Source organism: Actinoplanes sp. NPDC049668 (assembly GCF_044465445.1).
Classification (GTDB): Bacteria; Actinomycetota; Actinomycetes; order Mycobacteriales; family Micromonosporaceae; genus Actinoplanes.
Genome location: NZ_JBITLR010000001.1, coordinates 989548 through 1012584, shown reverse-complemented (window position 1 = coordinate 1012584; position 23037 = coordinate 989548). Strand labels below are relative to the sequence as shown.

Below are 23037 nucleotides of genomic sequence, written 5' to 3'. Positions count from 1 at the left end.
CCCGGTCAGTAGGTCGTGGAACCGCTCGAGCTGATCGCGACGATCGCCACGATGATGTAGAACGCGCAGAGCAGCACGTAGATGCTGGTGAAGATGTAGCCCAGCCAGAGGCCCGCGGTGGCCAGGCCCTCGCCGGACTCGCCGCTCTGGCGCATCTGCTTCTTGGCGACGTGGCCCATGACGATCGCGGCCGGCGAGAACACGAAGGCGAACACCAGGCTCAGGATCGCCATCGTGTTGGTCGGCGCCGCGCCCATGTAGGGCTGCTGCGCGTACGGCTGGCCGTAGCCGGGCTGGCCGTAAGGCGGAGGCTGGCCGTACGGCTGCCCGCTGGACGGGGCGCCATAGGGCGGCGGCTGGCCGTAGGGCTGCCCGCTGGAGGGAGCGCCGCTGGCCGGGGCCGCGTACGGGTCCTGCGAGTACGGCGCCGTGGGGTCGTAGCCCGGCTGCTGCCCGTAGGGCTGCTGGGGCTGATATGGGTCCGGATTGCCACCGGCGGGCGGGTAAGTCATCTAAGGTCCTCCTCGTTCACCCCGGCACGGTACTAGCAGGTGGGTAGTTGAGGGACCCCGATACCGCGTGTCTGGACGTCCGGCCCCATGTCCCGGGCCTTGTGGCGCCGATCAGGCGATCCTGGTGAGGTTCCCCACCGCCCGCTCGACGGCGAGGCAGCGGTCCTCGACGTAGTCGATGCCGGCCTCGGTGGCGATGCGGCGGGCCTCGGCGGACACGATGCCGCTCTGCAGCCAGACGGCGGGCGCCTTGATGGCGATCGCCTGCCGGACGATCTCGACCGCGTCGGCGGCGGGCCGGAAGATGTCGACGAGATCCACGGGCTCCGGCAGCTCGGCCAGGGTGGGCACGGTCTTGATCCCGAAGACCTCGTCCACGTACGGGTTGACCGGGATGATCTTCCAGCCGTGCCGGAGCATCTGCAGCGGCACGCCGTGCGCCGGCTTCGCCGGGTCCCGGGAGGCGCCGACCACGGCAATGACGCTCGCCTCGGCCAGGATCTGCTGTGCGCTCCTCATACCGTCGACTCTATCCGCGCCGCGCCGTCACGGCGCCGGGCCTTACCGACACCGGCGTAGGTTCACGACGTGCTCGGCGCCGCGCCGCGGAACGCCCATGCTCGGCCGGCCGATGTGTCTTCGCGGGCCGTGGTGGGTTCGCGGGCCGTCGTGGTTTCGCCGGCTCGTTGTGCGGGGAGGCCACCATGGCGACAGTGCAACCGATCGACGGGCCGGTCACGTAATTCCGGATGACCGGTCTCGGAGTCGTCGCTCGGCGCGTTCCTCGACAAGGGATCGGTGCCTGACGGCGTTACCTCGGCGATCGGCATGGGAGAAGCAAACCGATGAGAACCTCTGCCCCGCGTTCGCCGCACTCAGCGCGGCCCGACCACCCGCCGTGGCCCTACGACCTGCTCGACGTGCCCGCGCTGCGGCGGAAGGGGTGGCGGCCCACCGCCATCCGGGAGTTCGTTCTCAAGGTGCATCAGCGCTGCAACCTCGCCTGTGACTACTGCTACGTCTACGAACTCGCCGACCAGAGCTGGCGCGACCGGCCGACGATGATGTCCGCCGAGATCGGTCGCGCCGCCGCCGGGCGCATCGGCGAACACGCGCGCGAGCACGGCCTGGACCGGGTGAGCGTGATCCTGCACGGCGGCGAGCCCCTGCTGGCCGGCGCCGACCGGCTGGCGCGGCTGATCGGGGACCTGCGCGGCGCCATGCCGGACGGTTGTGAGCTCTCCGTCGGGATGCAGACGAACGCCGTCACCCTGGACGAGCCGACGCTGGCCCGGCTGTCGCGCGAGCGGGTCAGGATCGGGGTGAGCGTCGACGGGCGGCCCGAGGACCACGACCTGCACCGCAGGTTCCGCAGCGGCCTGGGCAGTCACGCGGCCGTCGACCGGGCGCTGGCGCTGCTGGGCAGCGCGCGGTTCCGCCCGTCCTTCGCGGGCCTGCTGTGCACCGTGAACCCGGCGGCCGATCCGGTCGCGACCTACACCGGGCTGCTCGAGCACGCCCCGCCCGCGATCGACTTCCTGCTGCCGCACGCCAACTGGGCGGCGCCACCATCGCGGCCGCCGGGCCAGGCCACCCCACACGGCGACTGGCTCTCCCAGGTCTTCGACCGCTGGTACGGCGCACCGCGACAGGAGACCCGGGTCCGGCTCTTCGAGGAGATCATGAGCCTGCTGCTCGGCGGGTCCAGCCGGTCCGATCAGGTCGGCCTGAGCCCGGTTGCCGTGGCGGTGATCGAAACGGACGGCGCGATCGAGCAGGTCGACTCGCTCAAGAGCGCCTACTCCGGAGCGTGCGACACCGGCCTCAATGTGCTGACGGACCCGTTCGACGCGGCCCTGCGGCATCCGGGCTTCGTCGCACGCCAGATCGGCCTCGCCGCGCTGAGCGACGAATGCGGCGCCTGCCCGATCCACCGAATCTGCGGCGGCGGTCACTACGCACACCGCTACCGCCCGGGCGAGGGCTTCCGCAACCCCACCGTCTACTGCGCCGACATGCGTGTCCTGATCGAACACATCCGCCACCAAGTCTCAACCGACCTGACCCGATAACCCCAACGTGCCGCGCAGGCCCACCCATGGGCGCCGCCCAGAGCTCGGACCTGGCGCCCCGCGCAGATCTGGACTTGTCGCGTCGGGCCTTGTCGTGTCGCGCACGGCTGCGCATGGGGCGCCGTGCCCTAGCTGGGCCCGGACGTGGCGCATCGCGCAGATCTGGATGCGTCGCGCCGGGCCTTGTCGTGTCGCGTATGCCCGCGCATGGGTGCCGCGCAGAGACCGGATGCGTCGCGTCGCGCAGACCTTGACGTGGCGCGCAGGCCTGCCCTGCGCGCCGCGTGGCACAGGCCGGGATGTGCCGTGCTGCGCAGGCCCGGATGTTTTCGCGCGGCACCGCGCCGGGCCGGGAGGTGTCGCGCTGCGCCGACCAGGCTGGCACCGCCGCGCCGCGCCGCGCCGCGCCGCGCCGCGCTGCGCTGCGCAAGCCCGGCCCGGACGGGTCGCGCCGCGCAGACCCAGACCTGCCGCGCCGTGCGGGCGTGGAGGTGGACACGGTCGACGGGCGCTACAGCAGGGTCAGTTGCTTGGGTTCGTTGCTGCGGCCGGTGGTGTGCCGCGGCGTGCCGTCCGTCGCGGCGGTGTCCGGGTGGCCCGCCGCCGTGGGTCCGTTGGCGCGAGCGGTGCGTGCCTCGGCGTCCTCTGCCGGGTGGAGCCGGTGACGGCGGGCCGCCATCCGGACCCGCGCGCCGATCTCGTGTTGGACCTTCTGCGGCAGGTAGGAGCCGTTCCGATACAGCTCCCGGTAGCGGGCGGCCAGCTCGGGATGGTCCCGGGTCAGCCAGGCCGCGTACCACTCTCGTGCCCCGGTGCGCAGGTGCAACGGCAGGGGCGTCACGCGTGTCGCGCCCGCCGCCGCGACGGCGGCAACGGTCTCCTCGATGGACTCGTCGGAGTCGGTCAGGCCCGGGAGGATCGGCGCCATCAGGACGCCGACCGGGAAGCCCGCGTCCGTCAGCCGCCGGACCACGTCCAGCCGGCGCCGCGGGCTCGGTGCGCCCGGCTCGACGGCGCGCCACATTTGCTCGTCGATGAAGCCGATCGACATCGACAGGCTCACGTCCGTCACCGTCGCGGCCTGCTTCAGTAGGTCGAGATCCCGAAGGAGCAGGGTGCCCTTGGTCAGGATCGAGAAGGGATTGGCGAAGTCGCGCAGCGCCGCCAGGATCCGCGGCATCAGCCGATAGCGGCCCTCGGCGCGCTGGTAGACGTCGACGTTGGTGCCGATCGCGATCGGGTCGCCGCGCCATCTCGGTGCCGCGAGCTCCCGGCGGATCAGGTCGCCCGCGTTCACCTTGACGATCACCTTGGAGTCGAAGTCGTGGCCGGCGTCGAGGTCGAGGTAGGTGTGCGTGTTCCGGGCGAAGCAGTTGTGGCTCACCACGCCGTCGGCGACGAAATCGCCGGTGCCGGTCGCGATGTCGTAGAGCGGGAGGGTCAGGCCCAGGTCCTCGATGTCGGCGACGGTCAGCTGGGCCTCGCCGCGGACGCCGACGCCCGAGGCGTCCAGGGGTGCGTCGCTGACCCCGGTCAGGTGCCGGAATCGGAGCGCCGCCCACAGGTCGCGGGCGATCTCGACGGAGTGGACCCCGCCCAGCTGGGCGTGCGGCGGGCGGCGGCTGGGCAGGCCCAGGTGGGTGAGCGCGTCCGTGATGCGGTCGAGGAAGCCCGGGTCGCGGCTGGTGAAGACGATGGCCAGCCGGTCCGCGTGCCCCGTCGAGCCGAACGCGCCGGCCAGGAAGCCGCGGTACCAGCCGCCCGTCGGCTCCTGCGGCCAGCGCAGCGCGACGTGCATCGGGACGTCCTCGAGGTAGCTGTCCGCGCGGATCCAGGCGTCGCCCTCGCGGGATCCGGTGGGCGAGCCCGCGTCGCCGCGGACCAGGCCGCACAGGTATCCGGTGCGGTAGTCGGGGGACTCCTTCGGCGCGTCGGCGAAGCGGCCGACGCCGGCCATCCGGTCGCCGACGGCGAGGGCCGGCAGGCCGGGCTCCGCCGGGCTGATGTGCCGCCAGCCGCGGTCGGTGAGGAAGCGGTGTGCGCCGCTGCCCACCAGGCGGGTGCCGTCGGCCAGGGTGACCCGGTATGCGGGCTTCGACGTGGTCCAGTGGTCGAGCACCGTGGTCGGGACGTAGCGCCGGTGCGGTCCGGCGCCCATCGTGCCGAGCACCGCGTCGCCGATCCGCAGCTGCGAGAGCGGGCGGGTCGAGCCGTCGGCCAGCAGGACCGGGGTGTCCCCGCTCAGGCAGTAGGAACAGGCGTGCGAGCAGCCCCGGTAGGGATTGATCGTCCATTCGAACGGCACCCGGGACGCGCCGGGCACCCGGTTGATCAGGGACTTGGCGCGGATCTCGTAGAAGGTCATGCCCGCGAAGCCCGGCGTGTCGAACGTGCGGACGGTCGCCCCGGGCAGCGCCAGCGGCAGGGGTGGGGCCGCCGGCGCTGCGTTCAGGAGCGAGTCGTCGTCGGTCGAGGCCGACAGGTGTGACCATCGCATGGCGAAGATTCGAACACATGTTCGATCGACTGTCCACCCGGTACACCAGAGTCACACCAAAGAGGAGCGCCGCGGACCGATCGGTCCGCGGCGCCGGCGGCACAGGTGCCGGTGGCTACTTCGCGGCGAGCTGCTTGCGCACGTCGTCCATGTCCAGCTTCTCGACCTGGTCGATCAGGGACTCGAGCGCGGACTCGGGCAGCGCGCCCGGCTGCGAGAAGACGATGACGCCATCGCGCACCGCCATGATCGTCGGGATCGAGCTGATCTGGAACTTCGCCGCGAGCTCCTGCTGGGCCTCGGTGTCGACCTTGCCGAACGTGATCTCGGTGTGCTTCTCCGAGGACCGTTCGTAGGTCGGCGCGAAGCGGACGCAGGGCCCGCACCAGCTGGCCCAGAAGTCGACAAGGACGATGCCGTCCTTGCCGGTCACCTCGTCGAAGTTCTCTGCGGTCAGCGCGACAGTCGCCATGATCTCTCCGTCCACGGGAAGAAGGCCACGGGAAAGGCCTACATGCGGTCCAAACCCATCGTCCACCCTGATGATTCCCGGGCCCGGTTCGGGTGACACGTGGCCTGCAGCACCATTTCGGCCCGGTGCGCTGACCTTGGGCGACCCATCGTAACTCAAAGTAGGGAGAGCGCTCTCAGATGCGGCACGGCGAGTGGTGTCCAATTTGCGACGGGTGTGGCCTCGGTGGGCGGTCTCGTTGGCACGATGTTCCGCCAGATAACGAACAGGTCACCACCGAAGGTAATAGGTAACAAAGTTAAATGTGACTTGAGTCACTCCTGAAAACCCTTCACATAGATACGCAGGGTAAGGCAGACTCTCCTGCAACAGAGCGTGGGCGGCGGGCGCCGGGGAGGGCCCCGCCGCTCATTGCGTCTCCCCCCAGGTGCGGCCGCAAGGCCCCTGGTTAGCCTCCTGGACCATGGTCGTCGAAAATCCAGCCGCGATGGACGAGTCCGAGGTCGGAGTCGGTCCCTGGCCCGGCGATTGGCCCGAGGACGAGCACTACGACCCGGAGTTGCTGGCCCAGGGCGATCGGCGCAACGTCGTCGATCGTTACCGCTACTGGCGGCACGAGGCCGTGGTCGCCGATCTCGATCGGCGCCGGCACGGCTTTCACGTCGCCATCGAGAACTGGCAGCACGACTTCAACATCGGTGCCGTGGTCCGCAACGCCAACGCGTTCCTGGCCGCCGAGGTGCACATCATCGGGCTCCGGCGCTGGAACCGGCGCGGCGCCATGGTCACCGACCGGTATCAGCACGTGCGGTATCACTCGACGATCGAGGAATTCACCGCCTGGGCGGCGGACGCCGGCCTGCCGATCGTCGGCATCGACAACCTACCCGGGTCGCGGCCGATGGAGACGGTCACCCTGCCGCGTGACTGCGTGCTGATCTTCGGCCAGGAGGGTCCCGGCCTCTCTGCGGCCGCCCGCGCCGCGTGCGGCGCGGTCTTCTCGATCGCCCAGTACGGATCCACGCGATCGATCAACGCCGGCGTGGCCAGCGGCATCGCCATGCACGCCTGGATACGCGCACACGCGGGCCCGCCGCCGAGCGATGATCATTGAGCAGCTTCAACCTGATCTCGGGCCAGAGGTACCCGAGCCGTTGATCTCCGCCGGGGGCTGCCGCCCTGGCCGTGGAAAGGCTCGTTGAGAACCGGCCTCGGGACAGGTGATGTCCGAGCCGTTGACCGTCACCGGGCGTTGCCGCCCTGGGCACGCTGAAAGGCTCGTTGAGATCCCGGCCTCGGGGCGGGCGATGTCCGAGCCGTTGGATGCCGCCGGGCGTTGCCGCCCTGGGCACGCTGAAAGGCTCGTTGAGATCCCGGCCTCGGGGCGGGCGATGTCCGAGCCGTTGGATGCCGCCGGGCGTTGCCGCCCTGGGCACGCTGAAAGGCTCGTTGAGATCCCGGCCTCGGGGCGGGCGATGTCCGAGCCGTTGGCCGCCGGAAGCGGCCACCCTGGCCGCGTCGAACGCTCGTTGAGAACTGGATCAAGGTGCCGGAGGGCGACGGGCGGCCGGTCTTCGAACTGATTGGCCGGCCTTGGGTCGGGTGATGTCCGAGCCGTTGGACGCCGCCGGGAGCTGCCGCCCTGGGCACGCTGAAAGGCTCGTTGAGATCCCGGCCTCGGGGCAGGTGATGTCCGAGCCGTTGACCGTCGCGGGCGGCTGTCGTCCGGGCCGCGGTCAAGAGATGCTGATCGATGCTCCTTCGGTGCGGTCGAGGTCGGTGGCTCGGGCGCTGGCGGCCCTGGGCTGGGCAGAAGTCACCCGTGTGCCGCGCGCGGCGCCCGGGTTCTGTCGATTCGCTTGACGGGCGCCGTGCTGACCCTCACCGTTAGAGGGTGGGTGTCACGGTGAGTTGCCCCCGTTGTGCTGCGCAGGTCCGGCCGCCGGATCTGATGCACAGCGATTGGCGTTGCGACAACTGTGGCGAGGTCTCCCCGTTTCACGTCGCCGAGCACATCGGCCCCGACATAATCGAGAGCGTGCTGCGGCAGTCGGCGCCCACGGTCGACCACATGCCGCTCTGGTGCCCGTGGCCGCTGCCGCCGAGCTGGATGGTCACCGGGGTCGGCTGGGCCGGCGACGACCGCGACGGTGTGAAGGCGACCGCGCTGTCGTGCAGTGGCCCGGAGCCGTTCGGTGGCGGCCCGGCGGACCTGGTGCTGATCGCGGAGCGTCCGGGCGTCGGGCTCGGCACCCGCTTCGCCGGCATCGCCGGCATCGACCCCGGCTACCTCATCGCCGAGGCGATCGGCGGCCCGGGCGGACACTCCGGCCCACACGCCAAGATCAAGGTCGGCGGGCACCCCACTCCACTGTGGTGTGTCAAGTCCCCGGAAGATCGAAGTGCCTATGTGAGTGAAGCCAAAGGAATGTGGCTCTATGCGGTAGCGTGGCCCGCAAGCGCGGGCTACTTCCTCGCCGAGCATGTCGTTCTGCACGACCTGTCCGATGGGGTGCCGTCCGAGCTCGTGTACGGAGCGCCGTCGCCCTACCTGCACGGCCGGGTCTGATCGGGGGGCCTGACCTGCGGGGACCGGTATCGGCTTTACGGCCACATTGTTCACACTGAGCCACGAAACTGATACCGTGAGTATTCCCGCGGCGATGACCGTCACCCGCAACGGAGGAGAAGGCCCGCCATGATCAAGAAGGTCCTCACCTGGCTTGGCATCGCATTCTTGATCTTCTTCATTGCGTTCAACCCCAACTCGGCCGCTGCCGTGTTCGAGTCGCTGGGCAGCACGATCGGCGACATTGCCCGCGGTTTCGGAACGTTCTTCACCAACCTCGTCGCTTAACATCACCTGATGGGTCCTGGCGAGCCGCGGCAACCTGATGATGAGGGTGCGCGCCGCCCTCGGGACGACGACGAGAATTTCGGCTACGACGATCCGGCGTTTCGCGACGACGGTCCCGAGTATGTCCAGGGCACGGCCACGCCCGGCCCTGGCTACTCACCCGACGCCGGCTACGCCCCGGACGCCGGATATTCGCCTGACGCCGGTTACTCGCCCAGCGCGGGCTACGCCGGCTACGGGACCGACCCGCGCGACGACGACTACCGCGACCCGGGTGAGTACGAGGCTCCCGTCTTCACCGAAGAGGAGCTTCAGGGCCTCGGCGGCGAAGGAGCGGGTGTCCCGGGTGGACCGCGCCGGGTGTTGCCGCTCGAGGACGAGCCGACCACCCTGGTCTCGCGCTACCTCTTCCCGACCGAGCGCTACCGCGGCGAGTGGAAGCGCCACTGGGTCAGCCTGTCGACCCCGCTGCTGATCGGCGTCGGCGCCACCCTGCTGCTCGGCTACCTCGCGGGCTTCCTCACCCGCCAGAACGTCGACGGCATGGTCACCGTCGCCGTGCTGGTCTGGCTGGGCGTCATGGGCTGGGTCGCCTGGCGGATCGGCGACTGGTACTTCGACCGCTTCATCCTGACCAACAAGCGGGTGATGGTCGTCAACGGCATTGTCACCCGCAAGGTGGCCATGATGCCCCTGCTGCGGGTCACCGACATGAAGTACGAACAGTCCGCGCTGGGACGCATGCTGAGCTACGGCACGTTCGTGCTGGAGTCGGCCGGCCAGGACCAGGCGCTGCGCGAGGTCAAGTACCTGCCGAACCCGAACGAGCTTTACCTTCGGGTCGTCGAGGAGATGTACGAACCGCAGGCCGTCGAGGCCCGGCTGGGCAAGGACGGTGACGCGGGCGACGACGCCTGACGTCCACGACTCCGGTCGCCGCCCGTACCCGGTAACGTCTTCGAGTGACCAGAATCGACCTGCACTGCCATTCGACCGCCAGTGACGGCACACTGACCCCGGCCGAACTGGTCCGTGCGGGCGTCGAGGCCGGCCTTGACGTGATGGCCATCACCGACCACGACACCACCGGCGGGTGGGCGGCGGCCGCGGCGGCCCGGCCGCCCGGCCTGGCCCTGGTGCGCGGCGCCGAGCTCTCCTGCCGCTGGTACGGGGTGGAGCCGGCGATCCCGCTGCACATGCTCGCGTACCTGTTCGATCCGGAGGAGCCGGCCCTCGCCGCCGACCTGGCCCGGCTGCGCACCGACCGGGAGCAGCGCGCGGAGCGGATCGTCGAGCTGCTGCGCGCGGACGGCGTGGACATCACCTGGCCGGAGGTGTACGGCTACGCGGCCGGCGGCTCGGTCGGGCGACCACACATCGCGCAGGCGCTGATCCGGGCCGGGCTCGTGCGCACCACCGACGAGGCGTTCGCCTCGCGCTGGCTGGGCGCACGTTACTTCGTACCGAAAGCGGATCTTGATGTTTTCGAGGCCGTGGCGGCCATCCGGGCCGCCGGCGGGGTCGCGGTCTTCGCCCATCCGAACGCGACCGTCCGGGGCCGCATCGTCCCCGACAAGTTGATCGTGGAGCTGGCGGCGGCGGGCCTGTTCGGACTCGAGGCCGACCACGAGGACCACACCGTCGAGCAGCGGGCACACGTGCGCGCCCTCGCCGACGAGCTGGGCCTGGTCGTCACCGGCTCCTCCGACTTCCACGGCAGCCACAAGACGGTCCAGCTGGGAGCATTCGGCACGGGGCCCGAGGCGTACGCGAGGATCGCCGCCGCCGCGACCGGCGTCCCGGTCCTGGGGTGACGATCGACGCAGTCGACGCGCCGGCCGCGGGCGGCCACCTAGGTTGATCTCGTGAACCTGAAGCTGTTCGGCGAGGCCTTCGTGACCCTGCTGGTGATCGTCGACCCGCCCGGCATGGTGCCGGTCTTCCTGGCCCTGACCGGAACGCTGCCCGCCAAGCAGCGGATCCGCGCGGGCACCCAGGCCGTACTGCTGGCCCTCGGCGTCATCGTGGTCTTCGCGGTGGCGGGCCAGACGCTGCTCGACTACCTGCACGTCCAGCTGCCCGCGCTGCAGGGCGCGGGCGGCCTGCTGCTGGTCCTGGTGGCGTTGCAGCTGCTCACCGGCAAGACCGACGAGCCCTCGGAGCAGGGCGGCACGACCAACGTCGCCCTGGTGCCGCTCGGCACGCCGCTGCTGGCCGGGCCGGGCGCGATCGTGGCGACGATGCTCTTCGTGCAGCGCGCCGACGGTGCGCGCGATTACACGGTCATCGGCCTGGCCATCTTCGCGGTCATGCTGACGGTCTGGCTCGTGCTGCGCTTCTCCGGCGGCATCGTCAGGCTGCTGCGCCCGGGCGGGATCGAGGTGCTGACCCGCATCGCGGGCCTGCTGCTGGCGGCCATCGCGGTGCAGCTGATCGCCGACTCCGTGGCCGCGTTCGTGGAGCTTTACACCAAGGCGCCCTGATTCTTGTCGGAGGGTGCTGGCAGGATTACCGCGTGCCCAGGACATCCCCCCGATCGGCCGCGGTGCCCGAGCAGTTGGGCTTCGCCGGCATGCCCGAGCGGCTCTTCGTCTGCACGCCGAGCAAGCTCGGCGCGTACACGGACTGCCCGCGCCGCTACCGCTACACCTACGTGGACCGGCCGTCCCCGCAGAAGGGTCCGCCCTGGGCGCACAACTCGCTCGGCGCGAGCGTGCACACGGCCCTGAAGAACTGGTATTCGGTGCCCACCGAGCGCCGCGTCCCGGAGTCCCTGCCCACCCTGCTGAAGGCGACGTGGGTGCGCGAGGGCTACCGCGACGTCGATCAGGAGCGGGTGACCTACCGCAAGGCCCTCGGCTGGCTCGAGACCTACGTGACCGGCCTGGACCCGCAGGACGAGCCGCTGGGCGTCGAGCGGACGGTGGCGACCAAGACCGCCCTGCTCGCCTTCAACGGCCGGGCGGACCGCATCGACTCGCGACCCGGCGAGCAGGGCCCCGAGGCGGTCATCGTCGACTACAAGACCGGCCGCTCCGGCCTCGGCGCCGACGACGCCCGCGGGTCACAGGCGCTGGCGCTCTACGCCTACGCGGCCCAGCGCGTGTTCCGCCGCCCGTGCCACCGGGTCGAGCTGCACCACCTGCCGACAGGCACGGTCGCGGCGCACGAGCACACCGAGGAGTCGCTGGCACGCCAGGTGGCCCGGGCGGAGGACACCGCCCGGGACATCATCGCCGCGGAGAAGGCGGTGGCGGCCGGCGGAGACCCCGACGAGGAGTTCCCGACCAATCCCGGCACGCTCTGCGGCTGGTGCGACTTCCGCCGGACGTGCCCGGCCGGGCAACAGGCGCAGGCGAAGGACCCATGGGCGGCGGTCGAGCATCTCGAACGCCCGTCGGACTAGCGACCGCTCACGAACCGGACGGCCGACCTGATGGACCGGGGTGTAGGCCGGGACCGGTTGTACCGGTTCCGGTCGGTGTGCCGAATCGCTTGTCGGGGCCATGGTCCTGACAGCTGCTGATCCGCGTGGTCGATCGGTCGCGGCCTGGCGGATCGGTCGGCGTGGCGCTGACCCGATGGGTGGCGGCGTGGCGGAGCGCTCGGCTGTGGTCTTGGGCCGGGTGTGTGACGGCGTGGCGGATCGTTTGGCCTTGGTCTTGGGCCAGGTGGGTGACGGCGTGGCGGATCGATTGGCTGTGGTCTTGGGCCAGCGGTGGCGGGTTATCCAGCTGTGGCGCCGGCCCGTTCCAGGGCGGTGCGGCGCATCGGGGTGGTGCGGTACTGCTTTGGCAGGGTGGCCAGGATCGTGGTCATGAGCAGGCGCAGGCCGCGGACTGAGAGGTCCGCCGACAGGTCCGTTGTCGGCCAGCCCAGGCCGCCGTACATCTTGCGGGCCCAGGCGGGCAGCAGGGCGATGGCCGTGCCCGCGATGCCGAAGTAGGCCCAGCGGGCCGGGCCGAGTGTGAGGCCCAGCCGGATGGCTCGGCTTCGCCAGACCTTCGGCACCGGTGGCACGGTCAGGAACAGCGCCGTCTCCGCGGCCTCCCGGGTGATGCCCAGCGCCGGCCGGACCTGTTCGTAGTAGGCCGCGACCTCGGCCGCAGTGCCGGGAACGGTCGACGGGTCGAGGCCGACTAGTTCCGCCGCTCGCAGCTGCTCGGTGTAGTAGCCGTCGACCTCCTCGTCGGTCAGCCGCAGGCCCGCCCGGCGTGCCGTCGTCAGGAACGACTCCACCTCGGCCACGTGCACCCAGCGCAGCAGGTCGGGCTCGTCGACGCGGAATCTCTCGCCCGTGCGCGGGTCGGTGGCCGACATCCGGGAGTGCAGCCGGCGGACTCGGCTCGCGGCGGCCTCGACCTCGGCCGTGCTGCCGTAAAGGACGGTGCTGACGTACTCCGAGGTCCTGTTCAGACGGCCCCAGGGATCGGCGCGGTAGTCCGAGTTCTGGGCGACGGCCGCCACCGCGCGTGGGTGTAGCGCCTGCAGGTAGAGGGAGCGGAGGCCGCCCATCAGCACGATGGGGTCCTTGTGCACCTTCCAGGTGACCGAGTCCGGGCCGAAGAGTCCCAAGTCCGGGGCGCTGTCCATGCGGTCCAGCGTGCCACGCCCAGCGGCAAAGTTGAACAGGTTCAGGCTGCGCGATAGGTGCCAGCTTGCGTAGGTTTCGGAGCTGCGCGCGGCATCTGCTGGCGCAGGTTTCTGGCTGCGCGTTTGGGGGTCGGCAGGCGCAGTTCCGGGGGCTGAGCGTGGGCTCAAAGTGAGCAGACTTCGCCTTGGGTTGGCGTGGGCAGTTTCGGCTGCGCGTCGGCGTCTGCTTGCGCAGGTTTCGGGCTGCGCGTTTGGGCGAAGAGCCTGCGCAGGTTGGGGGCTCGGCGGGAGCGGGCTTCGCGTGGGCGTGGGCAGTTTCGGCTGCGCGTCGGCGTCTGCTCGCGCGGGAAGGGGCTGCGCGTTGGTGCCAGCGTGGGAAGGTTCGGCTGCGGGATGGGGTTGGTTCGGGCGAGTCTCAGGCTGCGCGGTCGGCGCGGCGTTCGCGCTGGCAGGAGGGGCACAGGCCCCAGAACGTCACTTCCGCCTCGTCTACCTCGAAGCCGTGTGCGACGCCCGGGTCCAGGCAGGGGCGTTCGCCGACGGCGCAGTCGACGTCCTCGATCGTGCCGCAGCTGCGGCAGACGATGTGATGGTGGTTGTCGCCGACCCGGGCCTCGAAGCGTGCCGGGCTCCCGGCGGGCTCGATCCGTCGCGCCAGGCCGGCCCGGGAGAGCGCGCCGAGCACGTCGTAGACGGCCTGGGTGGAGACCGAGTCGAGCCGGTCCCGGACCTGGCGGGTGATCTCCTCGACCTCGAGATGGCCGCCCTGGGTCAGCACGTCGAGCACGGCCACCCGCGGCCGCGTCACGCGCAGGCCGTTAGCGCGCAGCAGCTGCTCACCCGTCGACATCTCACCATGACAGCATGCCGACCGGGCCCGCTCAACCTCCGGACGCACGGCCGTGGCCTGCGAGGGGACGAGTTTCGGCAACATCGGCCCGGCCGGTGAACCGCGATGGTCCACTGCGCGTAGGCGGAGACAGGGGGATGTTTGCGGCGTCAGATATCTCTAGGATGACGGCCCCCGTTCCCGAACGAACCAAGGAGGTAGCCGTGTTCGACCAGATCAACGGCATGCCGGTACATGCGCTCGTGGTCCACGCGGCGGTGGTGTTCGTGCCGCTCCTGGCCCTCATCGCGATCGCCTACGCGGTTCTGCCGCGCTGGCGATCGAAGCTCGGCTGGGCCGCCGTCCTGCTCGCGATCGCCGCGCCGGTGTCGGCCTTCGTCGCCAAGCTGTCCGGCTCGGAGCTGTACGACCGCCTCGTGGCGAACGGCATGAGCGGCCCGCCGCTGGAGGCGATCGACGAGCACATGGGCTTCGGCACGCTGACGTTCTACTTCTCGCTCGGCCTTGGCATTGTGACTCTCGTCATGGTCGTGCTGACCAGCCGCAAGGAGGGCCGTCCGCTACCCCGCGCGGCCGACCTCGGACTCGCGGTGATCGTGGTGGCGCTCGCGGCGATTTCCAGCTATTACGTGTTCAGGACCGGCGACTCCGGCGCTCAGGCGGTCTGGGGAACGACGTCCTGACGGTCCGCCGTCCCGGCCGCCATGTGGGGTGGCGGCCGGGACGGTAGTACCGGACAGGACCGGGCCGCGACCTCGGGCGAGCCGGATCCTGTCTCCGCGTCCGCGGCCGGCTCCTGTGGCGGTGGCCGCGGGCCCAGCGCGTGTGAATTTCGGTTCGCGCGCGTGCGGCTTTCGATCTGCGGGGGTCCGGCTTTCGATTCGCGAGCGAATGCATCCCGGGTTCCGCGCCTGCGACCTGGCGGTTCGCGTGCGGCTTTCGGCTTGTGCGGGTCCGGCTTCGGTTCGCGGGCGAGTGGCTCCGCGTCCGCGGCGTGGTGGCTTGCGTGCGTGCGGCTTCGGTTTGCGTGGGTCCGGCTTCGGTTCGCGGGTGACTAGCTCCGCGTCGGTGGCCTGGCGGTTCGCGTGTGGGTGCGGACTTTCTGGTCGCGCCCAGGCGGCTCTGGTTCATGGGTTGCGCCTGCTGTCGCGGGCGTCGTCGTTCGGTTGGTGGGTTCCGCTCTGTGCTTGCCGCGGGTCCGGGTGACGAAGCCCCGTGTGCCAGTGCCGGTCAGAAGATCACGCGGGCGCAGAGCAGGCACATCAGGATCAGGGCGATCGCGCCCGCCACCAGGCCGATGCCGTAGGTGACGGTGCGCGCCGAGCCCTCGGCCTCGTCGAGGGCGTCAATGTCCTGGCCCGGCATGGACCGGGGCGGCGGGGGCTTCTGGAGCATCGGCGGACGCCAGTGCGGCGACGGCGGCGGCGTGCGCGGCGGTCCCTGGTAGGTGGGCGTGTGCTCGGGCGCCGGAGTGGGGCGGCCGGCCCCGAAGGGCTCCGGCTCGGCATCGGGGCGCTGCCAATACGCGTCGTCGTCGGAACCGCTCGGTGCGCTCACGTTCATCGACGCTACAGCCATCCGATGCCGACAGCGCATCGCGACGCGGCCTACCCTTGTTGCGTGGACATGCTGGACGAGCCCGAACGTGATGCCGACGCCGAGCGCACCGTGGATCTCGAGTCCGAGGAGATGCCGCTCCTGCCCGAGCAGACCCGCGACGACACCGAGCGGGGCTGGGGCGCCAGCGGCGACAACTCGAACGACGAGCGCCTCCTGGAGGACCGGCCCCCGCACTGGGGCTGACCCGCTCGGCCCCGGACGCCGCTCAGATCCGATTCGCGCGGAGCCTGGCTCACGCTGAGATTCCGGCCCGCGGGCGGTCAGGGCTGCGCGGGGTCCGACTCGCGGACGGTCTGGCCAGGCCGGGCCTGGACAGCGCTGTGTCCGGTCCGCGGCCGGTCAGGGCTGCGCGGATTCGACTCGTGCACGGTCTGGCCTGGTCGCGGCTGGGATGCGCTGAGTCTGGTCCCCGCCCGGTATTTGGTTGGCGTGGTGGGTCAGCCGTCTGGGCGGATCAGGACCGCGTAGCCGTGTTCCGTGGGTGTCATGGTGCGTTGCGCCTCGGTCGGGGTCAGGGCCAGCAGCAGACCGCCCGTCGTCGGGTCGTCGGCTCCCGTCACGTCGAGGACCAGGGCGGCCGTGGCCACGGCCGGTGAGGCCTGGCCGGCGGCGGTCAGCCGGAACAGGTCGACGTGATCGCCCGGGCGGAGTAGTCGGAGGGCGGAGGGTTCCGCGAGGCGGATCGGCACGCCGACCGTTCCCGTCGGCACGGTCGATCGGGTCCGGGATGTCGGTGCGCCGGCTGCGTGCTGGTCGTCGTCAGGCCAGGGGTCGTGCTGGCGTTCGTCGCTCTGGTTGACCGCGTGGTGAGCCGGATCACCCGGAGCGGGCGGGTCGGAATCCTCGGTGTCCGCCGGTTCCCGGGGCGCGGGCCGGGGGTCCGCGTGGCAGCCGGTCCGGGCGGCGAGGGCGGGCGTGGCGGCGGCCGGGGGCGAGGCGGCGGCTGGGAGCTGGGCGCAGCCTTGTGGTCCTGACCACATCACCGCGGCCGCCGTTGCCAGGAGGGCCGCGACCAGCGCCGGTTTCAGCAGCGCCGCCCGGCCCGGGCGGCGCCAGCGAACCGGGTCCAGCCGTGGTTCTCCGCGCATCGTCGCCTCCTGATCGGCCCTGAGTGCGTCACGGGGCAGAACCGTAGGCGGATACGGCACATCCCGGCGGCCGTCCTGTGGACAGCCCCGGGATGTGGACAACTACACAGCGGGCGCGGTGCCTGCTATGAGGAGGCCTTCGCGCTGCTCGACGAGCCGGAGCTCGACGAGGACGAGCCGGAGGAGGACGCGGCCGTGGAGGCCGGCGTCGAGGAGGACGAGGAGCTGGACGTGGACGCCGGCGTCGACGACGAGTCCGACTTGCTCTCCGAGGACGAAGAGGACGAGGCGCCCGAGGCGGACGATCCCGCCTTCTCGGCGCTCGCGTTTCCGTTGCGGGAGTCGTTGCGGTAGAAGCCCGAGCCCTTGAAGACGATGCCAACGGAGTTGAAGACCTTGCGGAGCTTGCCGCTGCAGCTCGGGCAGTCGGTCAGCGCCGGCTCGGAGAAGGACTGCACCGCCTCGTGCGGGCTGCCGCACTCGGTGCAGGCGTATTGGTACGTGGGCACTGGTCCTCCGTGATACTCGCTCGCTTGGCACTCGTGGTCTAGGAGTGCCAATGCTCCGTCATCGGAGTTTATTTCGTCCAGTCGAGCGTCTCGTTGAGGCCCTCGGCCGGTGTGATGACGGCGCGCACCCGGCGGTCGTGCGGTTCGGCCGGCACCGTCGGCAGGAATTCGCCGTCGTGCAGCAGGGCGACGGAGTACGCGTCGGCGGCGCGGGCCAGTGCCCGGTCGTAGGAGCCGCCGCCGCGTCCCAGGCGCAGGCCGGTGCGGTCGACGGCCAAAGCCGGCACGACCAGCAGCGTCGCCCGGGCGACCGCCTCCGGGCCGAGGCGGGGGCCGATCGGCTCGCGCAGGCCGCGGGGGCCGGGTCGCAGGGAGTCGGGGCCCTCGTAGCGGACCCAGTCGAGGTCGTTGTCCGGTAGCAGTACCGGCAGGATCAGCCGACCCGCCAGGGCCTCCGGCAGGTCGGGGCCGCCCGGTTCGGGACCCACCGGGACGTATCCGGCGATGATCGTGTGCCGCTGTGCGCGTACGAGATTTTGGAGGGCGGCTTGGATCGCCGCCGCGGCCGATGCGCGGGTTTTCGGGGGGAGTGATCTACGTGCTGCGAGGAGTCGATCGCGCAGCGCAATCTTCGCGGTTCGAGATTTTTCCGCTTCACCGGCGAAATCCGGCATGCAACACCCCCTTTTGAAAACCGGCAAACGGTGCACACTATGTCAGCATCGCTCCAAAGAAGGCCACTTCCAGGAGGACGTGTGACTCTGCGTGGCCGACTCACTACCGCTTTTCTGGCGGTCGTGCTCGGTCCGGTTCTGCTCGGGTCCTTCTTTGTCGGAATGACCGTCGCCACCGTGAGCCGGGATCGGACGGTCGAGCGACTCGATCATGCCGCGACGACGGTGCGCACCGCCATCGGTGCCGTGTGTCGGCAGTTGCAGGCCGCGGCCGATGCGGTCGCCGTGCTGCCCGAGACCGGCCGGCGGCAGGCCGCCGACCAACTGGTCGCCCGCGGGCTCGCCTCCGAGATCCGGATCGGCGCGGGCGTCTCCGCCGGGCAGCGGGACTGCGCCATGCCGGCGGCCGGCGGGGTCGCCACCGCGATCGTCGCCCGGGCCCGCCAGGGCGTCGTCACCGTTTCCGCCGCCCAGCGGCTCGACGTGGAGTTCGTCAACCGGCTGGCCGCGACCAGCGGCGCCGCCGTCACGCTGCTCGCCGGGGACGGGCCGGGTGCCGGGCCGGCGCTGAGCTCCGAGCCGGACCTGGAGAGCCGGCGGGTCGCCGCGGCGCTGCCCGGGAACGGGACCGGGACCGGCCGCGGGCACCAGTCCGTGCGCGGGCTCCCGGCCGAGCCCGGCCAGCCGCTGCCGCTCGCGGTCTCGGTGGCGAACTCCGACCCGAACTCGTTCTACGCGTTCCTGCTCTTCGGGGTGGTGATCGTCGCGGTTGTCGCGGTCGTGGTCGCCCGGCGGCTGGCCCGCTCCACCACCCGGCCGCTGGAGGAGCTGGCCTGGGCGGTCGGCAAGGTGGCCGACGGGGAGCTGGGCACCCGGGTGCCGGTCGGCCGCGGCGACGAGCTCGGCCGGCTCGCGGGCACGTTCAACCGGATGACCCGCGAGCTGCAGTCGTACGTGCAGGCGCTCACCGCGAGCCGCGACCAGCTGCGCGGGCATCTCGCCATCCTCGGCGACACCCTGTCCAGCACGCACGACCTGCACCGGATACTGCAGGTCATCCTCCAGACCGCGCTGTCGGCGACCGGGGCCCGGGCCGGGATCGTGCTGCTGCTCGACCCGGTCGACGGCCGGCTCGTGGCGCGCTGCGCCGAGGGGCTGACCGGGCGCTGGGACGTGCCCGAGGCCGACCTGCCGACGCTGCGCCTGACGCCCGGCGCCGGCGTCCTCGGCGCGGTCGCGGCCAGCGGGGAGCCGCGGCGCGGCGTCCGCGGTCCCGGCGCGGGCCTGCTCGACGAGCCGGCCTGCCGGAGCTACGTCGCCGTACCGATCTGCGCGCCCGCGACCGTCGGCGACCCGCTCGTGCCGGGCGACGCGCTGGTCGGCGGCAAGCCGGCCACGCTCGGGGTGCTGGCGCTCTACGACCGGCTGGGCGGCGACGAGTTCGACGACCCCGACCTGCTCACGTTGCGGACCTTCGCCGGGCAGGCGGGGGTTGCCGTGCACAACGTGCGGGTACACGAGGAGGCGCAGCGGCTCTCCCTGACCGATCCGCTCACCGGACTCTGGAACTACCGCTACCTGCGCGAATCGCTGCGCCGGGAGGTGGAACGGGCCAGCCGGTTCGGTCGGATGCTGACCGTGCTCGTGCTGGACCTGGACCATTTCAAGGACGTCAACGACACGTACGGGCATGCCGCCGGCGATACCGTGCTCGGCGAGTTCGCCCGGCGGATCAGGATCGGGCTGCGCGAGGTCGACGTCGCGTTCCGGCAGGGCGGGGAGGAGTTCGTGGTGCTGCTGCCGGAGACCGACGCGTACGGTGGCGTGATAGTCGCCGAGCGGCTCGGTGCCGCCGTGCGCGAGATCCCGGTGCCCATCGACCCGCGCCGGCAGGACATCTCGGGGCAGCCCGTCGACCGGGTCGCGATCAGCGTCTCGATCGGCATCGCCGTCTATCCCGAGCACGGGACCACCGCGCAGCAGGTCCTCGACGCGGCCGACGACGCCCTCTACGCGGCGAAGAACGCCGGACGGGACACGTACCGCCTTGCCGAGACCGTGCCGCTGCCCGCGGCGAGCGTGCCGGACGCGGCGGTCCCGACCGCCGTGCCGGAAGGGCAATTCGACCATGTCACCGGTACAGACGTCGCGGCGCCAGGCGCGTCCGGCGGGCCACAACCGCCGCGGCAGGGTCGCGGCCGATAGTCTCGCGGCATGTCCGGGGACGAATACAGCGAAGGTGCGGTGACCCCTCAGATGACTACGAAGGCCCAAGAGAGCGGCCGTCGAGCGGTGAAGGCCGTCATTCCGGCGGCGGGGCTTGCCACCCGCTTCCTGCCGGCGACCAAGGCCGTCCCCAAGGAGTTGCTGCCCGTTGTGGACCGCCCGGTCCTGCAGTACATCGTGGAGGAGGCCGCCGCGGCGGGCATCACCGACGTCCTGCTCGTGACCGGCCGCGGCAAGACCTCGATGGTCGACCACTTCGACCGGCGGCCCGACGTCGAGGCCCGGCTCGAGGAGAAGGGCGACCTCGAGCGGCTGGCCGCCGTCCGGCGTACCAGTGAGCTCGCGGACATCTACACCTGCCGCCAGGGCGAGCCGCTCGGGCTCGGCCACGCCGTCGGCGTCGCCGCCTCGCACGTCGGCGACAACGCGTTCGCCGTGCTGCTCGGCGACGAGTTCGTCGAGGAGGACAAGCCGCTGCTGCCGGCGATGCTCGACCTGCAGGCGCAGACGGGCGGGATCGTGCTGGCCTTCATGGAGGTCAAGCCCGAGGAGACCTCCCGGTACGGCATCGCCTCGGTCGCGCCCAGCGACATCGGCGGCGACGACATCGTCGAGGTGACCGGGCTGGTGGAGAAGCCGTCACCCGCGGAGGCGCCCAGCAACCTGGCCGTCCTCGGCCGCTACATCCTGCCCGCGAAGATCTTCGACGCGATCCAGGACACCAAGCCGGGCAGCGGCGGCGAGATCCAGCTGACCGACGCGATGGCCGCGCTGCTGGCGGACGGCACGCCGGTGCACGGGATCATCTACCGCGGCCACCGCTACGACACCGGGATGCCGCTGGGCTACCTGCAGGCCGTCGTTCAGCTGGCGGCGAAGCGGGAGGACCTGGGCGAGGAGTTCCGGGCCTGGCTCGGCGAATTCGTCGCCGGCGGTGCCCGGGGATGACCGCTACGGCCGATGCCGAGGCGGCCGCCAACGAGCTGATGCCTCTCGCCGAATACCTGGGCAGTGTGTTGCGCAGGTTGCGGGCGCTGCCTCCGCTCGACCTCGACCTCACCCAGGCGCACGGCAACGTGCTCGCCAACGACGTGCTCGCGCCGCACCCGTACCCGGCCTTCGACCAGTCGGCCATCGACGGGTACGCGGCGCGCTGGGAGGACCTCGCCGCCGCCGGGCGGATCGGCTCGCACCCGTCGTTCGGGACGTTCGAGGGCGGTCCGCGACCGGTCCGCCTCAACGTCGTCGGCGACCTCGGCGCGGCGAGCTGGCGGCCGGTACGGCTGACGCCCGGCACGTGCTTCTCCGTCGCGGCCGGCGCGCCGCTGCCGATCGGCGCCGACGTGGTGGTGCCGGTGCACTGGACCGATCAGGGCATGGCCGCGGTGGAGATCATGCACGCGCCGAAGCGCGGCTCCGGCGTGCGGCGCGCGGGCGACGAGCTGCCCGTCGGCCGGGTGCTGGCGCCCGCCGGCTCCTACGTGACCCCGGCGATGGTCGCGGTCTTCGCGGCCTCGGGCATCGGGCACGTCGTCGTGCGGCCCAGCCCGCGGGTCGTGGTGGTGGCGACCGGCGACGAGCTCGTCGACGTCGGCCGGCCCAGCCAGCCCGGTCAGGTCGTCGACGCCAACTCGCACGCGCTCACCGCCGCGGCCGTCGAGGCCGGCGCGCTCGCGTACCGGATCGGGATCTGCGACGACGACCCCGAAGGCCTGCGCGGGCTGCTCGAGGACCAGACGCTGCGGGCCGACCTGATCATCACCACCGGCGGAACGGGTACGGGCCCCGGCGACATGCTGCGCCGCGTCCTGTCCCGCCGCGACCACGGCCGGGGCGCCGTCGGGTTCACCGACGTCGCGCTCTGCCCGGGCGCGACCCTCGGCTTCGGGACGGTGGGCGGCGAGGAGGTTCCGGTCGTGTGCCTGCCCGGCGAGCCCGGCGCCGCCCTGATCGGCTTCGAGGTGCTGGCCCGGCCGGTCCTCCAGCTGCTGGCCGGGTCCGAGCCCGTCTTCCGGCCCAGCGTGAAGGCGCACCTGCTGGAGACCGTCTCCTCGCCCGGCGGGCTGCGCGAGTTCCGCCCCGCGCATGTCGCGGAGCGGCGCGGCGGCGGCTACACGGTGCAGCCGCTCGCTGGTGGGCCGTACACTCTGTCCGGCCTTGCCGAAGCCAACGGTCTGCTGGTGCTCGGCGAGCGGGTCACCTCGGCGGCTGCCGGGTCGACCGTCGACGTGTTGCTGCTCGACCGGAGGCGATGATGCTGGGGTCCATGCCCGGATGGCCCGCCGTCCTGGCGGACGGATCCGTGCTGCTCAGGCCGTACCGTCGCGGCGACGCACAGGCGTGGTCCGAGGTGCGGATCGCCAACGAGGCCTGGCTGAGCCCGTGGGAGTCCTCGCCGCCCGGTCCCTGGTCCGAAATGAACTCGGTCCGCGCCTACAACTACGTCTACCGGGACATGAAGCGCGCCGCCCGGCGCGGCGAGAGCATGCCCTTCGTGGTCTGCCTGCGCGAGGACGACGGCAGCGAGCGGCTGGTCGGCCACATCAACCTCGGCAGCATCGTGCGGCGGGCGTTCAGCTCCGCGTACGTGGGCTACTGGGTCGACTCGAGGGTGGCCGGGCGCGGGGTGATCCCGACGGCGCTGGCGCTGGCCGTAGATCACGCCTTCGGCGCCGGCGGGCTGCACCGGGTGGAGATCAACATCCGGCCGGAGAACGGCCCCAGCCGGCGGGTCGTGGAGAAGCTGGGCTTCCGCGAGGAGGCGTACCACCCGCGCTACATGCACATCGACGGCGCCTGGCGCGACCACCTGGGATTCGCCATGACCAGCGAGGAAGTCGCGGCCGAGGGCGGCCTGGTGGCCCGTTGGCGAAGGCTGCGCGCCAAGGCCGGTTAGCCGAACACCCACCCGCGACACGCCCGCCGTCGATGTGCCGAAATGATCATCAGGACGGTACCGCCCCGGCGCGGCGCGGCGATTTCCGCAGCTCCCGCCCGTAACCTCGGGGAGATTGGGACTTTTGTGCGCCCGGGTCGCCGCCCGGACGCCTTCAAGGCTGACGGGAGG

At 71.5% G+C, this 23037-nt stretch carries 24 protein-coding genes; 14 read left to right on the top strand and 10 right to left on the bottom strand.

Annotation, left to right across the window (positions count from 1 at the left end):
• Positions 1-5: 5 nt before the first annotated feature.
• Positions 6-512, bottom strand: coding sequence for a DUF4190 domain-containing protein (locus tag ACIBSW_RS04675; RefSeq protein WP_354721635.1), 507 nt, complete (start codon positions 510-512; stop codon positions 6-8).
• Between the two features lie 111 nt (positions 513-623).
• Positions 624-1031 (bottom strand): CoA-binding protein, encoded by a 408-nt coding sequence (locus tag ACIBSW_RS04670; RefSeq protein ID WP_354721636.1) that lies wholly within the window; start codon positions 1029-1031, stop codon positions 624-626.
• Between the two features lie 326 nt (positions 1032-1357).
• Between ACIBSW_RS04670 and ACIBSW_RS04665 the strand changes: the two genes are divergently transcribed.
• Positions 1358-2584, top strand: a complete 1227-nt coding sequence (locus tag ACIBSW_RS04665) for an FxsB family cyclophane-forming radical SAM/SPASM peptide maturase (RefSeq protein WP_354721637.1) — start codon at positions 1358-1360, stop codon at positions 2582-2584.
• A 511-nt stretch (positions 2585-3095) separates the two neighbouring features.
• Here ACIBSW_RS04665 and ACIBSW_RS04660 read toward each other — a convergent pair.
• Together ACIBSW_RS04660 and trxA are read right to left on the bottom strand one after the other, a co-directional pair.
• A complete protein-coding gene (locus tag ACIBSW_RS04660; RefSeq protein ID WP_404799216.1) occupies positions 3096-5081 on the bottom strand; it encodes an intein-containing Rv2578c family radical SAM protein in 1986 nt (661 codons plus the stop codon).
• A gap of 115 nt (positions 5082-5196) precedes the next feature.
• The gene (gene trxA, locus ACIBSW_RS04655; protein ID WP_184988854.1) at positions 5197-5553 is read right to left on the bottom strand and encodes a thioredoxin; all 357 of its coding nucleotides are present in this window, start codon (positions 5551-5553) and stop codon (positions 5197-5199) included.
• Between the two features lie 463 nt (positions 5554-6016).
• Between trxA and ACIBSW_RS04650 the strand changes: the two genes are divergently transcribed.
• The 7 genes from ACIBSW_RS04650 (at position 6017) to ACIBSW_RS04620 (ending at position 11816) form a co-directional block, all read left to right on the top strand.
• Positions 6017-6667 carry a TrmH family RNA methyltransferase gene (locus ACIBSW_RS04650; RefSeq protein ID WP_404799215.1) on the top strand — a complete coding sequence of 217 codons (651 nt, stop codon included), beginning with the start codon at positions 6017-6019 and terminating at the stop codon, positions 6665-6667.
• Positions 6668-7447: 780 nt separating this feature from the next.
• Entirely contained in the window at positions 7448-8122 is a 675-nt protein-coding gene (locus ACIBSW_RS04645; RefSeq protein ID WP_354717586.1) for a DUF6758 family protein, read from the top strand.
• Positions 8123-8251: 129 nt separating this feature from the next.
• A complete protein-coding gene (locus tag ACIBSW_RS04640) occupies positions 8252-8410 on the top strand; it encodes a hypothetical protein (RefSeq protein ID WP_023562582.1) in 159 nt (52 codons plus the stop codon).
• Between the two features lie 9 nt (positions 8411-8419).
• Complete coding sequence (locus ACIBSW_RS04635; protein WP_354717584.1) at positions 8420-9328, top strand: PH domain-containing protein; 909 nt, start codon at positions 8420-8422, stop codon at positions 9326-9328.
• A gap of 44 nt (positions 9329-9372) precedes the next feature.
• Positions 9373-10224: a PHP domain-containing protein gene (locus tag ACIBSW_RS04630; RefSeq protein WP_354717582.1), complete on the top strand. Its 852-nt coding sequence runs from the start codon at positions 9373-9375 to the stop codon at positions 10222-10224.
• Between the two features lie 51 nt (positions 10225-10275).
• Positions 10276-10893, top strand: a complete 618-nt coding sequence (locus tag ACIBSW_RS04625; protein WP_354717580.1) for a MarC family protein — start codon at positions 10276-10278, stop codon at positions 10891-10893.
• 89 nt (positions 10894-10982) lie between these two features.
• Positions 10983-11816 (top strand): PD-(D/E)XK nuclease family protein, encoded by an 834-nt coding sequence (locus tag ACIBSW_RS04620; RefSeq protein WP_354717608.1) that lies wholly within the window; start codon positions 10983-10985, stop codon positions 11814-11816.
• 320 nt (positions 11817-12136) lie between these two features.
• On the opposite strand, the gene ACIBSW_RS04615 is transcribed toward ACIBSW_RS04620, so the two are convergent.
• Complete coding sequence (locus ACIBSW_RS04615; protein WP_354717578.1) at positions 12137-13003, bottom strand: oxygenase MpaB family protein; 867 nt, start codon at positions 13001-13003, stop codon at positions 12137-12139.
• Positions 13004-13418: 415 nt separating this feature from the next.
• The gene (locus ACIBSW_RS04610) at positions 13419-13853 is read right to left on the bottom strand and encodes a Fur family transcriptional regulator (RefSeq protein ID WP_184988871.1); all 435 of its coding nucleotides are present in this window, start codon (positions 13851-13853) and stop codon (positions 13419-13421) included.
• 203 nt (positions 13854-14056) lie between these two features.
• On the opposite strand from ACIBSW_RS04610, the gene ACIBSW_RS04605 reads away from it, so the two are divergent.
• Positions 14057-14536, top strand: a complete 480-nt coding sequence (locus ACIBSW_RS04605; protein ID WP_354717576.1) for a DUF2231 domain-containing protein — start codon at positions 14057-14059, stop codon at positions 14534-14536.
• A gap of 547 nt (positions 14537-15083) precedes the next feature.
• Here the strand turns inward: ACIBSW_RS04605 and ACIBSW_RS04600 are convergent.
• A complete protein-coding gene (locus tag ACIBSW_RS04600; protein WP_354717574.1) occupies positions 15084-15416 on the bottom strand; it encodes a translation initiation factor 2 in 333 nt (110 codons plus the stop codon).
• A gap of 57 nt (positions 15417-15473) precedes the next feature.
• On the opposite strand from ACIBSW_RS04600, the gene ACIBSW_RS04595 reads away from it, so the two are divergent.
• Positions 15474-15656, top strand: coding sequence for a hypothetical protein (locus ACIBSW_RS04595; protein ID WP_354717612.1), 183 nt, complete (start codon positions 15474-15476; stop codon positions 15654-15656).
• Positions 15657-15910: 254 nt separating this feature from the next.
• On the opposite strand, the gene ACIBSW_RS04590 is transcribed toward ACIBSW_RS04595, so the two are convergent.
• From ACIBSW_RS04590 to ACIBSW_RS04580, 3 genes are all read right to left on the bottom strand, one after another.
• A complete protein-coding gene (locus tag ACIBSW_RS04590) occupies positions 15911-16561 on the bottom strand; it encodes a hypothetical protein (protein ID WP_354717572.1) in 651 nt (216 codons plus the stop codon).
• A gap of 125 nt (positions 16562-16686) precedes the next feature.
• Entirely contained in the window at positions 16687-17070 is a 384-nt protein-coding gene (locus tag ACIBSW_RS04585; RefSeq protein WP_354717570.1) for an FmdB family zinc ribbon protein, read from the bottom strand.
• A gap of 68 nt (positions 17071-17138) precedes the next feature.
• Positions 17139-17744 carry a 5-formyltetrahydrofolate cyclo-ligase gene (locus ACIBSW_RS04580; RefSeq protein ID WP_354717568.1) on the bottom strand — a complete coding sequence of 202 codons (606 nt, stop codon included), beginning with the start codon at positions 17742-17744 and terminating at the stop codon, positions 17139-17141.
• 81 nt (positions 17745-17825) lie between these two features.
• Here ACIBSW_RS04580 and ACIBSW_RS04575 point away from each other — a divergent pair, with 81 nt between their 5' ends.
• Genes ACIBSW_RS04575 through ACIBSW_RS04560 form a run of 4 tightly spaced genes read left to right on the top strand, consistent with a single transcriptional unit; the run spans position 17826 to position 22866 of the window.
• Complete coding sequence (locus ACIBSW_RS04575; protein WP_354717567.1) at positions 17826-19949, top strand: diguanylate cyclase; 2124 nt, start codon at positions 17826-17828, stop codon at positions 19947-19949.
• A 51-nt stretch (positions 19950-20000) separates the two neighbouring features.
• A complete protein-coding gene (locus ACIBSW_RS04570; RefSeq protein WP_354717565.1) occupies positions 20001-20918 on the top strand; it encodes a UTP--glucose-1-phosphate uridylyltransferase in 918 nt (305 codons plus the stop codon).
• On the top strand, positions 20915-22225 hold the full coding sequence (gene glp / locus ACIBSW_RS04565) for a gephyrin-like molybdotransferase Glp (protein ID WP_354717563.1): 1311 nt from the start codon (positions 20915-20917) through the stop codon (positions 22223-22225). Before ACIBSW_RS04570 ends, glp begins: the two co-directional genes overlap by 4 nt.
• Positions 22222-22866 (top strand): GNAT family N-acetyltransferase, encoded by a 645-nt coding sequence (locus ACIBSW_RS04560; protein ID WP_404799214.1) that lies wholly within the window; start codon positions 22222-22224, stop codon positions 22864-22866. Before glp ends, ACIBSW_RS04560 begins: the two co-directional genes overlap by 4 nt.
• Positions 22867-23037 lie beyond the last annotated feature (171 nt).

What these genes read in the sequence shown, in the direction of transcription:
- ACIBSW_RS04675 (WP_354721635.1), bottom strand. Translation starts at nt 512, where the DNA reads ATGACTTACCCGCCCGCCGGTGGCAATCCGGACCCATATCAGCCCCAG.
- ACIBSW_RS04670 (WP_354721636.1), bottom strand. Translation starts at nt 1,031, where the DNA reads ATGAGGAGCGCACAGCAGATCCTGGCCGAGGCGAGCGTCATTGCCGTG.
- ACIBSW_RS04665 (WP_354721637.1), top strand. Translation starts at nt 1,358, where the DNA reads ATGAGAACCTCTGCCCCGCGTTCGCCGCACTCAGCGCGGCCCGACCAC.
- ACIBSW_RS04660 (WP_404799216.1), bottom strand. Translation starts at nt 5,081, where the DNA reads ATGCGATGGTCACACCTGTCGGCCTCGACCGACGACGACTCGCTCCTG.
- trxA (WP_184988854.1), bottom strand. Translation starts at nt 5,553, where the DNA reads ATGGCGACTGTCGCGCTGACCGCAGAGAACTTCGACGAGGTGACCGGC.
- ACIBSW_RS04650 (WP_404799215.1), top strand. Translation starts at nt 6,017, where the DNA reads ATGGTCGTCGAAAATCCAGCCGCGATGGACGAGTCCGAGGTCGGAGTC.
- ACIBSW_RS04640 (WP_023562582.1), top strand. Translation starts at nt 8,252, where the DNA reads ATGATCAAGAAGGTCCTCACCTGGCTTGGCATCGCATTCTTGATCTTC.
- ACIBSW_RS04635 (WP_354717584.1), top strand. Translation starts at nt 8,420, where the DNA reads ATGGGTCCTGGCGAGCCGCGGCAACCTGATGATGAGGGTGCGCGCCGC.
- ACIBSW_RS04620 (WP_354717608.1), top strand. Translation starts at nt 10,983, where the DNA reads ATGCCCGAGCGGCTCTTCGTCTGCACGCCGAGCAAGCTCGGCGCGTAC.
- ACIBSW_RS04615 (WP_354717578.1), bottom strand. Translation starts at nt 13,003, where the DNA reads ATGGACAGCGCCCCGGACTTGGGACTCTTCGGCCCGGACTCGGTCACC.
- ACIBSW_RS04610 (WP_184988871.1), bottom strand. Translation starts at nt 13,853, where the DNA reads ATGTCGACGGGTGAGCAGCTGCTGCGCGCTAACGGCCTGCGCGTGACG.
- ACIBSW_RS04600 (WP_354717574.1), bottom strand. Translation starts at nt 15,416, where the DNA reads ATGAACGTGAGCGCACCGAGCGGTTCCGACGACGACGCGTATTGGCAG.
- ACIBSW_RS04590 (WP_354717572.1), bottom strand. Translation starts at nt 16,561, where the DNA reads ATGCGCGGAGAACCACGGCTGGACCCGGTTCGCTGGCGCCGCCCGGGC.
- ACIBSW_RS04580 (WP_354717568.1), bottom strand. Translation starts at nt 17,744, where the DNA reads ATGCCGGATTTCGCCGGTGAAGCGGAAAAATCTCGAACCGCGAAGATT.
- ACIBSW_RS04570 (WP_354717565.1), top strand. Translation starts at nt 20,001, where the DNA reads ATGACTACGAAGGCCCAAGAGAGCGGCCGTCGAGCGGTGAAGGCCGTC.
- glp (WP_354717563.1), top strand. Translation starts at nt 20,915, where the DNA reads ATGACCGCTACGGCCGATGCCGAGGCGGCCGCCAACGAGCTGATGCCT.
- ACIBSW_RS04560 (WP_404799214.1), top strand. Translation starts at nt 22,222, where the DNA reads ATGATGCTGGGGTCCATGCCCGGATGGCCCGCCGTCCTGGCGGACGGA.